This is a genomic window from Pseudomonadota bacterium, from assembly GCA_037200975.1.
Lineage (GTDB): Bacteria > Pseudomonadota > Gammaproteobacteria > Steroidobacterales > Steroidobacteraceae > CADEED01.
The window spans coordinates 2476557-2490736 of the sequence record JBBCGI010000001.1; the positions used below are offsets into that span (position 1 = coordinate 2476557).

10 protein-coding genes are annotated in these 14180 nt (G+C 65.4%); 5 read left to right on the forward strand and 5 right to left on the reverse strand.

The window, feature by feature from the left end:
* Position 1: 1 nt before the first annotated feature.
* Both WDO72_11165 and WDO72_11170 read right to left on the reverse strand, forming a co-directional pair.
* Positions 2-208, reverse strand: a complete 207-nt coding sequence (locus tag WDO72_11165) for a hypothetical protein (GenBank protein ID MEJ0086236.1) — start codon at positions 206-208, stop codon at positions 2-4.
* Between the two features lie 23 nt (positions 209-231).
* Positions 232-981 carry a TerC family protein gene (locus WDO72_11170; protein MEJ0086237.1) on the reverse strand — a complete coding sequence of 250 codons (750 nt, stop codon included), beginning with the start codon at positions 979-981 and terminating at the stop codon, positions 232-234.
* Between the two features lie 102 nt (positions 982-1083).
* Here WDO72_11170 and WDO72_11175 point away from each other — a divergent pair, with 102 nt between their 5' ends.
* From WDO72_11175 to WDO72_11185, 3 genes are all read left to right on the forward strand, one after another.
* Positions 1084-3006, forward strand: coding sequence for a DUF5060 domain-containing protein (locus WDO72_11175; GenBank protein MEJ0086238.1), 1923 nt, complete (start codon positions 1084-1086; stop codon positions 3004-3006).
* Positions 3007-3129: 123 nt separating this feature from the next.
* Positions 3130-6057, forward strand: a complete 2928-nt coding sequence (locus WDO72_11180; GenBank protein ID MEJ0086239.1) for a TonB-dependent receptor — start codon at positions 3130-3132, stop codon at positions 6055-6057.
* The gene (locus tag WDO72_11185) at positions 6054-8057 is read left to right on the forward strand and encodes a S9 family peptidase (protein MEJ0086240.1); all 2004 of its coding nucleotides are present in this window, start codon (positions 6054-6056) and stop codon (positions 8055-8057) included. The genes WDO72_11180 and WDO72_11185 overlap by 4 nt, the downstream gene beginning before the upstream one ends.
* Before the next feature lie 36 nt (positions 8058-8093).
* Here WDO72_11185 and WDO72_11190 read toward each other — a convergent pair whose 3' ends face one another.
* Genes WDO72_11190 through WDO72_11200 form a run of 3 tightly spaced genes read right to left on the reverse strand, consistent with a single transcriptional unit; the run spans position 8094 to position 12849 of the window.
* Positions 8094-11084, reverse strand: coding sequence for a CHAT domain-containing protein (locus WDO72_11190; protein MEJ0086241.1), 2991 nt, complete (start codon positions 11082-11084; stop codon positions 8094-8096).
* Positions 11081-11947 carry an alpha/beta fold hydrolase gene (locus WDO72_11195; GenBank protein ID MEJ0086242.1) on the reverse strand — a complete coding sequence of 289 codons (867 nt, stop codon included), beginning with the start codon at positions 11945-11947 and terminating at the stop codon, positions 11081-11083. Before WDO72_11195 ends, WDO72_11190 begins: the two co-directional genes overlap by 4 nt.
* Before the next feature lie 5 nt (positions 11948-11952).
* The gene (locus WDO72_11200; protein MEJ0086243.1) at positions 11953-12849 is read right to left on the reverse strand and encodes a LysR substrate-binding domain-containing protein; all 897 of its coding nucleotides are present in this window, start codon (positions 12847-12849) and stop codon (positions 11953-11955) included.
* Positions 12850-13014: 165 nt separating this feature from the next.
* On the opposite strand from WDO72_11200, the gene WDO72_11205 reads away from it, so the two are divergent.
* Complete coding sequence (locus WDO72_11205) at positions 13015-13554, forward strand: peroxiredoxin (GenBank protein ID MEJ0086244.1); 540 nt, start codon at positions 13015-13017, stop codon at positions 13552-13554.
* A gap of 28 nt (positions 13555-13582) precedes the next feature.
* A complete protein-coding gene (locus WDO72_11210; protein ID MEJ0086245.1) occupies positions 13583-14152 on the forward strand; it encodes a carboxymuconolactone decarboxylase family protein in 570 nt (189 codons plus the stop codon).
* Positions 14153-14180 lie beyond the last annotated feature (28 nt).

The window sequence follows — 14180 nt, forward strand, 5'->3', positions numbered from 1 at the left end:
CTCAACCCTTGCGCAGGCGCGCGCGCCCGGCGGCCGAAAATATTGCGATCGGCCACAGCAGCGCCATGCGCAGGCGCGATTGCCAGCGCAGCGAACGGTCCGGCTGGCGTTCGCCCGAAAACAGGTAGCTCGACGTGGCGCTGGCGGTGAACAGCAACGCGCCGAAGAACCACACCATTCCGAACAATCGCAGCAGTATCGCGGGCATCGCAGCGGCTCCGGTTCACCTGGCTACTTCTTGTAGGGCTCGTGCAATTCCACCGGCGAGGGTTTCGCCTTTTTCTTGCGCATGCGGATGTTGAGCATCTCCACCGCCACCGAGAAGGCCATCGCGAAGTAGATGTAGCCCTTCGGCACCTTGTGATCGAAGCCCTCGGCCATGAGCATGACGCCGACCACCAGCAGGAACGACAAGGCCAGCATCTTGATCGATGGATGCGCCGAGACGAACTCACCGATGCCGCGCGCGAACAACATCATCAGGCCGACCGAAGCGACCACCGCGGCGATCATCACCGAAACGTTGTCGACCATGCCGACGGCCGTGATGATGGAGTCGAGCGAGAACACCATGTCGATGACGATGATCTGCAGGATGACCGCGGCGAAGGCGTTCTTGACCGCGCCGGAGGCGTGCCCCTCTTCGCCCTCGGTGAGCTGGTGAATCTCCTTGGTGGATTTCCAGACCAGGAACAGGCCACCCGCGATGAGGATCAGATCGCGACCCGAGATAGGTTCGCCGAGCAGCGTGATCAAAGGCGCGGTGAGGCCGACGATCCACGACAGCACCAGCAGCAGGCCAACGCGCATGAACATCGCGAGGAACAGGCCGATGCGCCGGGCCCGTTCGCGCTGCACGGGCGGCAGCTTGTCGACCAGGATCGAGATGAAAATGATGTTGTCGATGCCGAGCACGAGCTCGAGCGCCGTCAAAGTGAAGAATGCGATCCAGACTTGTGGATCGGACAGCAGCGCGAGAATGGCTTCCATGAGTGGGCGCGATATTAGCTCAAGTGGCGATGCGCAATGACAGGCCGGACGAGTATTGGTTTACCGCAACGCGTTGTAGTCTTGCGGCCATTCATGACTGCGCCACGGACATCCGGACACCGCCTGTTTCTGCCGCTGATCGCGACGCTGTGGCTCGCGGGTTTTCCCCCGGCGTCGTTCGCGCGGCTGCAATCGGGCGAAGTGCCGGTATGGCAGGTGCAGGAAGTCACGTTCGAGGCGGCCCGCGATTACGCAAATCCTTACGTCGACGTCGAATTCTGGGTCGATCTTTCCGGGCCGGGATTCTCGCGGCGCGTGTACGGGTTCTGGGATGGTGGACGCACGTTCAAGGCACGCTTCGTCGCGACGCAGCCCGGTGAATGGAGCTGGACGTCGGGCGCAAATCAAGCGAACGATTCCGGACTCAACGGCGGCGGCGGAAAATTCCAGGCGGTTGGCTGGAGCGCGGCCGAGCTCGAGGAGAATCCGAACCGCCGCGGTTTCGTGCGCGCCAGCGAGAATGGTCATGCGCTGCGCTACGCGGATGGCACGCCGTTCTTCCTGGTGGGCGACACCTGGCTGGCCGCATCGACGTGGCGATTGCCATGGAAGGGGAGCCAGCCGACCGCGGACTATCTACCCGCGCCGGGCATCGGCTTCGAGGAGGCGGTGTCGTACCGCAAGCGCCAGGGGTTCAACTCCGTCTCGTTCATCGCTGCGTTTCCGAACTGGGCAGCGGATGCACGCGGCGCGACCTTTGCGAACAAGGATGGAGTCTTCCTGCGCAATGCCTGGGAGAAGTTCGGCTATTGGGCACCGAACGCGAAGATTTCCACCGCCGACGGCGCGACCACCACCGCGAAGGACATGCACGACGAACATGGCAACCGCCCGTTCGAAGTGTTCGCGGATCGCGAGGGCTTGGCCAATTTCGATCGCATCAATCCGCAATATTTCGCCAGCCTCGATCGCAAGATGCGTTACCTGTCCGACCAGGGATTCGTGCCGTTTCTCGAAACGATCCGCCGCGACAACGCTCCCTCGTGGAAGGCCTACTTCGATTTCAACGCCTCGTACGGCCGCTTCGTGCAGTACCTCATCGCGCGGTACGGCGCGTTCAATCTCATCTTCAGTGGCATCCATCTCGACTGGATACCGAAGGAATTCAGTCTCACCGCGGATGAGTTCAATGCCGCGCTTACCCAGCACCACGCAAAGTACGGCCCGTTGCCGTTCGGCCAGCCGTATACGACGCTCATCGATCGATCCACCTACAAGGCATTCGGGCATGGCGCCGCCGCGCCCTGGCTCACGATGCACACGGTGGGCAACAATCCGCGCAATCACGCCATCTACGCCTCGATCGAAGAGCTCTTCCGCCTGCAGCCGCCTTATCCGGCCGCGAACCTCGAGCCTTACTACACGGGCTGGAATCATTCGATCAATCGCCCGGGTGGCGAAACGCCGGCCGAGAATTCCGCGCGCGACAATTATTTCGCGCGCGCGATGATGTACGGCTCGGTGCTGTCGGGCGCGCTGGCGGGTCATGTACATGGCACCGGTGCGTACGACGTGACCTCCACTGGCGAGCCGCCTGGTTGGCGTCCATACATCTGGACCGCGCTGCGTTACGAATCCGGCGCGCAGATGCGGCACCTCGCCGCGTTCGTGTTGTCGGAAGGCGCGCGTTACCAGCAGTTGCAACTCGCCTCGGCCGATCTCCTGCCGCGCGGAATTCCGGGTGCCCGCGACGACGGTCTCGACGGCTGGGGCTTTCTCATGCGCACCCCCGATCGAGCCTTCGCGCTGCTGTATTTCGAAAAGGGCGCGCCGCCGCCGCGGATGCGCGGCTTCAATCCACAGACTAACTACTCGTTCACGGCCTTCGATCCGCGCACCGGGTCATGGGCCCGCGCGCGTTTGCTGAGAAGCGACGCCGCCGGGCTGCTGACGCTGCCGGTCCCGAAAGCGGGGTCGGCAGAAGACTTCGCGGGGAAAATACTCGCGATGCCGTGAGCGCTAGCCCCACGCATCCCGGGACAAGATCATTTCATCCTGCTTTTGTTGACTCGCCCCCGGGTTTCACAACATCCTGCCTCCTGGCGATCAAGCCGGATTGCAGGGTCAAGGGAGCAAATCATGCGTGGATCGAAGCCATTGCCGTTGTTCTTGAGCGCGGTTCTGGGGGCGCTTGCGTCCTCCGGGGCACCTGCCCAGGAGAGCCCCGCGGCCGACCAGGCGATTGAAGAAGTGGTCGTCACCGGGTCGCGTATCCGGCAGACCGAACAAGGCTTCGCGAATCCCGTGACCACGTTTTCTGCGGAAAACATCGTCCAATCCGGCAAGACGGACCTGGCGGACTTTCTCGCGCAGTCACCCGCACTGGTCGGATCCATCACCGGCGACCTGACGGCCGGGTCCAACCCCGGATTCGGCGAGGTGGGCCTGAACCTGCTCGACCTGCGCCACCTCGGTGTAGCCCGCACGCTCGTACTGGTGGACGGACGCCGCCACGTGTCCGGCCTCGCGGGTTCCGCGGCGGTCGACATCGACGCGATCCCGACCGATCTGCTGGAGGCGGTGGACGTGCTGACGGGCGGCGCCTCCGCCATCTACGGTGCCGACGGTGTGTCGGGCGTGGTCAATTTCCGGCTCAAGAAGGATTTCGAGGGCATCACCTTCCGTGGGCAGACGAGCGCGTCGGAACATGGCGATGGCCAGAACAATTTCGCCGCGCTGACCGCCGGCATGAATTTCGCGGAAGGCCGCGGCAATGTCGCGCTGGCGTACGAGTTCAGCGCGGACCAGCGCGTGAACGACCAGGCCCGCTCCTTCCTGCGCGCACCGCGCGCCGCCGAGCTCGCGCAGAACCAGGATGATCTGGACGACGATCCGAACGTACCCGACAACATTCCCTACAACGACATCCGTTACGCCGACAGCTCGCCCACCGGTGCGGTCGACGTGGACTTCGATTTCGCCCCGGATTTCGAAGGCAATGGCAGCGTGTACGACCGCGGCTTCCTGCTCGAAAACTCCGGCGGTTACACGCAGGGTGGATCGAGCACCCCGGTAAACGGCTACCAGGGAGATCTGTTCCCCAAGATGGATCGCCACCTGGTCAACCTGGTGAGCCACTTCGACGTGAGCGATTCGCTGACGATTACCGCCGAGGGCAAGTACGTGCGCTCGCACGCTTTTTCGGTGGCGCAGCCGTCGTACGACTTCTACCTCTTCATGACGCCTGACAACCCGTACATGCCCGACGAGATCCGCGACGCAATCGTGCCGGGCGCGGCAGCGGAATATTTCGAGGATCCCGAGACGCCCGACGGCGTGCTGCTCACGCGCGACAACTACGATCTCGGCGTCAACGCGGAAGACACCACGCGCGAGACGCTGCGCGGCGTGCTGGCCGCGAACGGCACGGTGAGCGATCACCTGCAATACGAAGCTTCTTATGTCTACGGTGAAACCAAGAGCCGGATCGTCACGATCAAGAACCGCTCCGAAGACAACTGGGCTGCGGCGATCGATGCCGTCACCGACCCGATCACCGGGGTGCCGGTCTGCCGCCGCTCGCTCGATCCGGAAGCGGAGGACTACCTCGCCGGCTGCGTTCCCTACAACATCTTCGGCAACGATGTGCGGAACCAGGGCGCGGCCGATTTCGTCAACACCGACAGCGTTTCGCACACGAAGGTGACCCAGCAGGTCGTCTCGGGTTCGATGTCCGGCGATTTCGGCGATGCCCTGAAACTCCCGGGAGGTTCGATCGGCTTCGCGTTCGGCGCCGAATATCGGCGCGAAACCAGCGACTCCGTGCCTGCGCCCGAGATCCAGGACGGCTCGTCGTGGAGCGGTCCCGTCACACCGTCTTATGGCAGCTTCGACGTCAAGGAAGTTTTCGCCGAGGTGAACGTGCCGCTGCTCAAGGACGCGCGGTTCGCGGAACGGCTGTCGTTCGGCGCCGCCTTCCGTGCGTCGGACTACAGCACGGTGGGTTCCACCAGTTCATGGAAGGTCGATGCGGTATATGCGCCGGTGCGTTCGGTGACGCTGCGCGGCACATACGCCCAGGCCGTGCGCGCGCCGAACATCGCCGAGCTGTTTTCCCCGGAAACCACCACGTTCCATTTCATCACCGATCCTTGCGACATCAACGAGCTGAACAACGGCACGAGCACGCGTGAAGAGAATTGCGCCGAGTTGTTGACCGGGCTGGGTGTCGATCCGGGGTCGTTCCTGCCGTCGAACACGACGCAGGCGACCTTGTACACAGAGGGCATCTACGGCGGCAACCGCGCGCTGCGCGAGGAGACTGCGACCACGTGGACGGCGGGCGTGGTGCTGCGGCCGGAGTTCGCGTCCGGCCTGACCGTGGCGCTCGACTGGTACGACATCGAGATCGAGGACGCCATCAACACACCCGAGGCGCAGGAAGTGGCGCAGCTGTGCGTCGACAATCCCTCGCTCGACAACCCGTATTGCGCGGGCATCGACCGCGATCCCGAGACCGGCTACATCGTCGGCTTCACCGTGCGGCCCGACAACGTCGCGAGTTTCCGCACCGCCGGCCTGGACGTCGCCATCAACTATCTTTTCGACACCGAGAATCACGGCGGATTCAAGCTGCAGCTGGTCGGCGGATATCTCGACCGGCTCGAATTCATCCCGGTGCCCGGCGCCGAGGTGGATAACGATCTCGAGGAACAGTACTACCCGAAATTTTCCGCCACGCTCGACCTGAGCTGGAAGCAGGGCCCGCTGACGGTCGCCTACGGCCTCAACTGGTTCGGCAAGACCGACCGGTTCACGCGCGAGACGCTGGGGGGCGATCCCGACTACAGCGACCCTCGCTATTTCAAGGTGAAGCAGAAATGGGATCACGAGATCAACGTGGCCTATGACATCGGCGAACACGTGAACGTCTACGCCGGCATCAACAATCTCTTCGACCAGAAGCCGGCATTCGGTTACGGCTCCAACAGCTCGTATCCGATCTCCGCGATGGGCCGCTACTTCTACGCGGGCGCGAGGATGAACTTCGGCGCCGCCGGCCGATGAGGAAACTGAATGCGGGGGTGGCCGGGCTGCTGCTGGCCACGCTGCCCGGTTTGTGCGCGCAGGCGGCGACGCCTTTCGGGCTCGACGACTTCTATCTACTGGCGGGTGTTGCGGAGCCGGCCTTTTCGCCGTCGGGCGATTCGATCGTGTACAGCGTCTCGCTCAACCTCAAAAAAGACGACGAGGCCACCAGCGACATCTGGTCGGTGCCGTGGAGCGGGGGCAAGCCCGTGCAGCTCACGCGTACGCCCAAGGCCAGCGAGTGGCAACCGCGCTTCGGCGGCGACGGCAAGTCGCTGTTTTATCTGTCCGATGCGGGCAAGGGTGAAACGACGCAGTTGTGGCGCATGTCGGCCCGGGGCGGCGGCGCGCGCCGGATCACGGATATCCCGGGCGGCATCAGCGATTTCGATCTGTCGCCCGATGGCAAACGCGCGGCGGTGATCGCCGAGGTGGGGCTTCACGTCGGTGACAAGTCCGACATTCCACCGCCGATCGAGACCGAGCGCTTCCTGTTCAAGTGGGACGGCAAGGGTTATCTCGACGATCGCACGCAGCAGCTGTTCATCGTCGACCTGGCGACGGGAAAGGCGCGGCAACTGACCACAGGTCAGCGCGATCACTGGCACCCGGCGTGGTCGCCGGATGGCGCGTCGCTCGCCTACACGGCGAAGGATCGCGGCGATACCGACCGCGATTCCAACTACGAAGTCTTCGTCCAGGGAGTCGACGCGGGCGAGGCGCGCAAGCTCAGCACCTCATCCGGGCCGGACAACGATCCGGACTGGGGCGCGCGGCCCGCGTGGTCGCCGGATTCGCGCCGCGTGTTGTGGCTCGAAGGCGGCGAGGACAAGTGGATCTACTACGCGACGCCGCAGCTCGCGGTCGCGGACGTCGTGACCGGCGCGGTGACACGCCCGGGCCGTATCGATCGCTGGTTCTACTTTCCCAAATTCGCACCGGACGGTTCGATCGTTTCGCTGATCGAGCAGGACCGCGACACCTGGCTCGCGCGCATCGATCCGGCCAGCGGCCACATCGAATACCTGACCTCCGGCAAACGATTCGGCAGCGACTTCGCGGTCGCCGCCAACGGCCGCCTCGCGCTGCTCGACAGCGACATGAGCCAGCCGGCGGAGATCTTCGCGGTGGATGGCCTGCGCCAGCTGACGCATCACAACGCCTGGACGGAAAGCCGCGCGCAGGGTGAAGTCCGCGATGTGTCGTTCGCGAGCGGCGACGCCGAGATCCATGGCTACGTCACGTTGCCCGCCGATTTCGATCCCGCCAAGCGTTACCCGCTGCTGGCCTATCTACACGGCGGCCCGGTCTACCAGCACAGCCACGAGTTCGAACTTGCGCCGCGCCTGTACGCCGCGGCGGGCTACGCGGTGTTGTCGGTCAATCCGCGCGGTTCATCCGGCCGCGGCTTCGACTTCTCGCGCGCCATCTATGCCGACTGGGGCAATCTCGACGTGCAGGACATCAGCGCCGGGATCACGCACGCCATCGACGCCGGTATCGCGGACCCCGCGCGCATTGGCGTGTTCGGCTGGAGCTACGGCGGCATCCTCACCGACTACATGATCGCCAGCGACACACGGATCCAGGCGGCCGTTTCCGGCGCCGGCGTCGCGAACGTGCTCGCGACGTTCGGCGTCGACATGTACGCCCGTGAGTATGTGTTCGAACTCGGAACGCCCTGGGAGAACTTCGACACCTGGCGCAAGCTCGCCTATCCGTTCCTGCACCCCGAACGCATTACCGCGCCGACCTTGTTCCAGTGCGCAAGCGCCGACGACAACGTGCCGTGCGCCGGCGCGCAGCAGATGTACCTGGCGCTGAAAGTCCGCGGCGTCCCGACGAAGCTCATCGTCTATCCGGGTGAAAACCACGGCCTCTCCGTGCCCAGCTACCTGGTACACCGCATGCGCAACAACATCGAGTGGTTCGACCGGTGGCTGAAGTCGGTGTCTAAGTCGGTGCCGGGTCGGACTTAGTGAGCTGGCAACGGCTTCCCAAGTTTCGCCACTTCGCTAAGTCCGACCCGGCACCGACTTAGACACCGACTTCAGCCGGAACTCCGCATCCCCGTAGTGAACGTAGTCGGCCCAGTCAGGTGAGCGGCGGGCGTGGATCGCGCGCCGCGCCTTGACCAGCGCGGTGCCGATGCTCGCGCGCAGCAGCTCCTTGTAAAAGACACTGGCAAAGGCACTGGCCGATGCGTCGTCCACCGCCCAGTGCGTGCCGACGTAGTGCGCCAGGCCCGCCCGCAGAAGCGTCTCGGCCAAACTCAGGTTCTTCGCGATACTCTGCGCGCGTTGGGTGAAGGCTGCTCGCGCGCCCCTGCGCAGGCGCGCTGACTCGCAGGCATTGAACACGATCAGCGGCGGCAGGCGGCCGAGCGCGGCGAGCGCCGTGCCGGTCAGCTCGCCATCCGCCAGGACCAGGCCGGATTCGCCAGGCTGTTGGGCATCGAACCAGGCGTGCCCGGCGTAGTGGATGACGTCGTGGCGTCCGGATTCGAATTCGGCGGTGACGCGCGCCAGCGTCGCCGCTTCACCCGCGACCTCGGTGATCCGCACGCCACGCGCCGCGCCGAGAATCTTCGCGATGCGCACGCGCTCGATTTCCGCTCCGGGCAGATCGCCGGTGGGGTTGGCGATCACCAACACACCGAGCTCCTGCTGCGTACGCCGCGCCGCGTCGAAACGCGCCGGCACCAGGTCCGCCGTCGCATAACGCCGCGACAACCCACCTTCGAGCGCGGGAACCCAGCCGCGCAGATTCAGCGCTTCCCAGGGCACGCGGCTGGCGGCGGCATCGTGGACCACGGACAGCGCCTGGCCGCGCGTGGCCCGCAAGGCCTGCGCCAGTGCCGGGTGCAACACCAGGTCGCCTAACTTCCGCCCGAGTTCCTTCACGCGCGCCGTAGTCAGAGCCGGGCTGGCAAAGGCGGAATCGAGTTTGTCGAGCGCGCCGGCCGCGAACTCCTGGCTCTGGGAGAAGATCGCCGCGGTGCTCCCGCCGGTGAGCAACGAGGCGCGCCAGGTCTCGCGTCCATCCCGTCTTGCTTCCGCCGCAACGATGAGGTGGGCGGTGCCGCGGACCTTGCGGGCCGCCGCCGTTGCCGTGATCGCACGCGCTGCCGCGAGCGGCGCCAGCTTCAGCGCGCCCGCCGGCCGCGAATTGACGAAGTCCCCGATCCGGCTGAACACGCGGCGCGCCTCGGTGCGATTCAATACATGCAGGTCGATGCGCGTGAGTTTCGAATTGCCGGCTGCGCGCGCCCGCAGGAAGCCGCGCAACTGCGCGGCGAACGAATCCGCCGGATCGATGCCGGCGCGGGCACCCCAGGCCACGGTGGCGAGCGAGCGGAATGGCGGCGCCTCGGCGAACCGCGCCAGGTTCTCGGCGGCGAGCTCGATCACATCCAACGCCAGCCGGTCGAAACGCCCGAGACCGACAAGAAGGTAGTTAGTATGCGCCGGCTTCCGCCCGCGCCGCAGGCTGCGCGGGATGGGCGTGATGCTGCCGGCATCGCCGCTGACCACGCGATGCTCCATCCATTCGCCGATGATCCCGCCCAGCCGCTTGTCCACGTCGGCCGCGGCACCACCGGCGCTGACGCCGCGTAACACCGCGACCGCGGTGGCCGCGGTGCGCGCCTTTGCGACATCCCCGATGCAGACACGGACGAGAAGCCGCTTCGCGGCGACCCGTCGCTGTGGCCGGCGATGCGGGCGCCCCTGCGGCGGCTCGTTGAGCGTGTCGAGAAACAGGCGCCGCTGTTCGGGTGTCATGTGCGGCCAGTCCACCTTGCCCTGGTACTGCTCGCGCAACTCCGCGTCGCGCACGCGCGTGAGCGTGCCGCGCTTGATCGGCGGCGATGCCGCGAAACGCTGCGTCGCGCCCGTCTCGAGCAGATCGACGACGCCGGCGATCACGCGGTCGGACAGCGGCATGTCGCTGTGGCCGCATTCCACGTAGCTGTGGCGCGCGCCGGCGAGCCGCGCGAGCTCGATGGGCACGGTGCCGTCGCCCTGCAGGCTGTATTCGTATTCGAAATCGCCGTCGCGCACCGCCACGCCGGTGGCGGTGGTGCGATTGCAGCCGACGACCATGCTGAAGCGCGCATCGGCCGGCGCCATGCGTTGGGCGAGGCCGGCCGCTTCCGCCAACAAGGTGGGGTCCGGACCCGGGCCCTTGGCCGGCCACATCTCGCGATCGAACAGATCGAAGTCGCTGACCGCATTGCCGGCCGGCAGCAATTCGTGCAAGCCCGGAAAACTCGAGAACACCTCGCGCGCGAGGAATTCCGCATCGTGGCGCAGATCGAGCATCGCGATCTTGCGCACCACGGAGTACGTGCCGCGCAGCGCCTGCGCCGCCGCCAGCGACCCCGAGTTAGGCGTGCCGAGCATGACCAGCTGCGAAACCCGCGCGCCCGCGGCGTGTGTGAGCGCGGCGCGCGCCACCAGCCCGCCCATGCTGTGCCCGATGAGCGCGACATTTTCCTTGCCATCGGCGGCGATACGCTCCGCCAGTAGTTTGCCGAGCGTGGCGATGTCGCGGCGCCAGTCGTAGTCGAGCAGCACCGCGTCGAACCCCGCCTTGCGCAGCGACAAGGTGATCTTGAGATAGGTGTAGTTCATCGCGCCGAGCGCGACGACGCGCGATCCGCCATCCAGTCTGAGCTCGATGAGCCGGCCAAACGCGATGTCTACGGGATCGAGCCACAGGATGTCGTTCGGACGTTGGCCGCCGCGAATGAAACCGAGCTGCGAACCCATGATTCCGGGCAGCACGTACACGCGCCGGCCGGGCGCGGCGCGCGTGCGCCGCGTGGTCGTGCGCGCGAGCTTGACCAGCTCCGCGTGCAGCTCCGCGCCGAAGTAGTCGAGCAGACCCTCGTTACGCGTCGGCGACGCCAGCAGCGAAACGAGCGTCGCCTCGTCGATCGCCAGCCGGTCGTACGGCGTGATGTGATCCGCGGGCGTGCCCGGGTTGTTCGTTCCCTGCGTCAAGCCGCCACCCCGAGTTTGACGTCTATCCAGTCGAGGACCGGCCGCCACAAGGTGTCACGGTTGCGCGACGCGAAAAATCCTTCATGGCCGATGCGGACGCCGCCCGCATCGGCGGGCGAATACCAGCGCGATTCGCGCTGCACGTTCGGAAAGAACTTGTTGATCTCGCCGACCGTGCGGCGGGTGGCGATCGGATCGTCGGTGAATCCGACGGTCAGCAACGGCGCGCGCATCTGTGCGAACACGTTGTCCTTCAGGCGCGTGGACAGCTCCGGGCCGAAATGTTCGGGCCGCAGGCACCAGCGCCGCCACTCTTCATATACGCCGCGCGGCAGGGGCAAGCCTGCCCAGCCGCCGCCGGTGGGAATGTAGCCCTTGATCGCGAGCATCAGCGGGCCGTGCACTCTCCAGAACCACCAGGCGAGATACTTGAACGGCGCGTTTTCCCAGGGCCAATAGCCGATGGACGTCGCGATCTGCACGTGGGCGCGCGCCAGCGAATGATTCGTGAGCAGCCCGAGGAACTGGCCGCCGATGCTGTGGCCCAGTGTTGCGAGCGGGGCGCCATTCACGCGCTGCGCCGCAGTGGCGAGCGCGGCGCGCATGTCCAGCAGCCCCCAGTCGCTCATGAGCGTGGTTTCGGCCGCGAGGTCCGCCGGCGCCGAGGCGCCCATGCCGCGGTAGTCGTACACCAGCGCATCGTAGCCGCGGCCCGCGGCGTAGTTAGCCAGCTTGAAATAGAAGGTCTGCGGAAACCCGGTGCCCGCGTTGATGACGAGGCCACCGCGCCGGTCGCGCGCGGCGAACCAGTGCGCCGCGAGCTCGCGCCCGTCGGCCGCGCGCAGCCGGAACGGCTCGGGCATCACGCTCACAGCGCGTGCGCCTCGATCTGTTTCGCCAATGCCAGGATGACCGACTTTCGTGCGGTGGACTTGCGCCATACCGCGCCGATGGTGCGCGTCGGCACGGGTTTCGCGAACGGCTTGATGACCACCCCGCGCGCATTGCCGTAGGCGCCGCGCCCGGCGAGCTCCGGCAGCAGCGTGATACCGACGCCGGAGGCCACCATCTGCCGCAGCGTTTCGAGGCTGGTGGCGCGGAAATCCTGCTTCTCGTGAATATCGGTGCCCGAGCAGATCTCGAGCGCCTGGTCGCGCAGGCAATGGCCATCCTCCAGCAGCAACAGCGTTTCGTCGTCCAGGTCGTCGACCTTGATGCTGGCGCGTTTCTCGAGCCGGTGTCCGCTCGGCATCGCCACCATGAAAGGTTCTTTGTACAGCTCGTAGGAGTCGAGACCATCCATCGGCACCGGAAGTGCCAGGATTCCGACATCGATTTCTCCCGAATGCAGTTTCTCGAGCATCAGGTCCGTCTGATACTCGTACAGCATCAATTCGAGGCGCGGCAGGTGCTTGCGCAGCTTGGTCGCGACGTGCGGCAGTAGATAGGGGCCGATGGTCGGCAGCAGCGCGAGCTTCAGCCGCCCGGCCAGCGGGTCGCTGTGGCCCTTGGCCAATTCGACGATCTGGTCGCTGGCTTCGAGGATGCGGCGCGCGCGTTCGACCACTTCTTCGCCGGCCGCGGTCAGCGAGACGCGTTTCGGCGCGCGCTCGATCAACTGCACGCCGAGGTATTCCTCGAGTTTCTTGAGCTGCGCGGACAGGGTGGGCTGGCTGACGAAGGTGCGCTCCGCGGCACGGCCGAAGTGACGGGTATCGGCCACGGCCACGAGATAACGCAAGTCCTTGAGCTTGAGATCGGCCACGTCTTGTTCCTGCCGGATGAGGCCCGATAGATGCGATCTATTGAGTTTATACAATCAATCGATTGGCTGAAACCGGGTCTACCCCGGAGAATGCCCGCCAACGTAGCCAGCCCCACGCATTCCGCGCCCGGGGCAAGCCAGTTTTCAAAGATGAAGGAGCACCGAATGTTAGGTATTGGACAGAAATTCCCCGCTTATTCGCTCACCGGCGTCGTTTCGAACGACCAGGCGAAGGCTTTCCAGCCGTTCGACCAGGACACGAACAAGGGCAAGTGGCGCGTCGTTTTCTTCTGGCCGAAGGATTTCACCTTCGTCTGCCCGACCGAGATTGCCGCGTTCGGCAAGCTCGACAAGGAATTCAAGGCGCGTGACGCGCAGCTGCTGGGGGTTTCCACCGACAGCGAGTACGTCCACCACGCCTGGCGCTCCACCAAGGAAGAGCTGAAGACGCTGCCGTTCCCGATGCTCTCGGACATCAAGCGCGAGTTGTCGACCGAGCTCGGCATCCTCGACAAGGACGCGGGTGTGGCGCAGCGCGCGACGTATATCGTCGATCCGGAAGGCGTGATCCGCTTCGTGTACGTGACCGATCTTTCGGTCGGCCGCAGCCCGGATGAAGTGTTACGCGTGCTCGATGCGCTGCAGACCGACGAGCTGTGCCCGTGCAACTGGAAGCAGGGCGACGACACGCTGAAGGCTGCCTGAGACACGTCAAGTCAGTTTGGAGAATGCGATGAACATTGAACAGATCCGCGACTCGCTGCCCGACTACGCACGCGATCTCAAGTTGAACCTGGGCTCGGTGCTGACCGTCAGCGGCGCGCCCGGACTCAACGAAAAGCAGGTCTGGTCGATCGCTCTGGCCTCCGCGATCGCCGCGCGCAACACCTCGTTCGCGCGGTCGATCGAGGCGCAGGCGAAGCAGCATCTCGCAGACGTGGAGGTCGAGGGCGCCAAGGCGGCCGCGGCCATCATGGGCATGAACAACATCTACTACCGTTTCCTGCATCTCGTGGAAGACAGTGAGTACCAGACCATGCCCGCGCGCCTGCGCATGAACGTGATCGCCAATCACGGCATCGACAAGCTCGATTTCGAGCTTATCTCGCTGGCCGTGTCGGCGGTGAACGGCTGCGGTTTGTGCGTGACATCGCACGAGAAAAAGCTGCGTTCGCATGATGTGTCGCGGGAAGCGATCCAGAGCGCGGTACGTATCGCAGCAACGATCCATGCCGTGGCGGGAGTCCTGGAGTTCGAGCAGAGCCAGCCGGTCGCGGCCGGCTCCGCCGACCTCGCCGCCTGAGTCGGTGCCGCAAGTCGGTGCCGGGTCG

Excerpts from the sequence above, each read along its gene's own strand:
- WDO72_11180 (MEJ0086239.1), top strand. The coding sequence starts at position 3,130 with ATGCGTGGATCGAAGCCATTGCCGTTGTTCTTGAGCGCGGTTCTGGGG.
- WDO72_11205 (MEJ0086244.1), top strand. The coding sequence starts at position 13,015 with ATGTTAGGTATTGGACAGAAATTCCCCGCTTATTCGCTCACCGGCGTC.
- WDO72_11185 (MEJ0086240.1), top strand. The coding sequence starts at position 6,054 with ATGAGGAAACTGAATGCGGGGGTGGCCGGGCTGCTGCTGGCCACGCTG.
- WDO72_11165 (MEJ0086236.1), bottom strand. The coding sequence starts at position 208 with ATGCCCGCGATACTGCTGCGATTGTTCGGAATGGTGTGGTTCTTCGGC.
- WDO72_11175 (MEJ0086238.1), top strand. The coding sequence starts at position 1,084 with ATGACTGCGCCACGGACATCCGGACACCGCCTGTTTCTGCCGCTGATC.
- WDO72_11195 (MEJ0086242.1), bottom strand. The coding sequence starts at position 11,947 with ATGCCCGAGCCGTTCCGGCTGCGCGCGGCCGACGGGCGCGAGCTCGCG.
- WDO72_11210 (MEJ0086245.1), top strand. The coding sequence starts at position 13,583 with ATGAACATTGAACAGATCCGCGACTCGCTGCCCGACTACGCACGCGAT.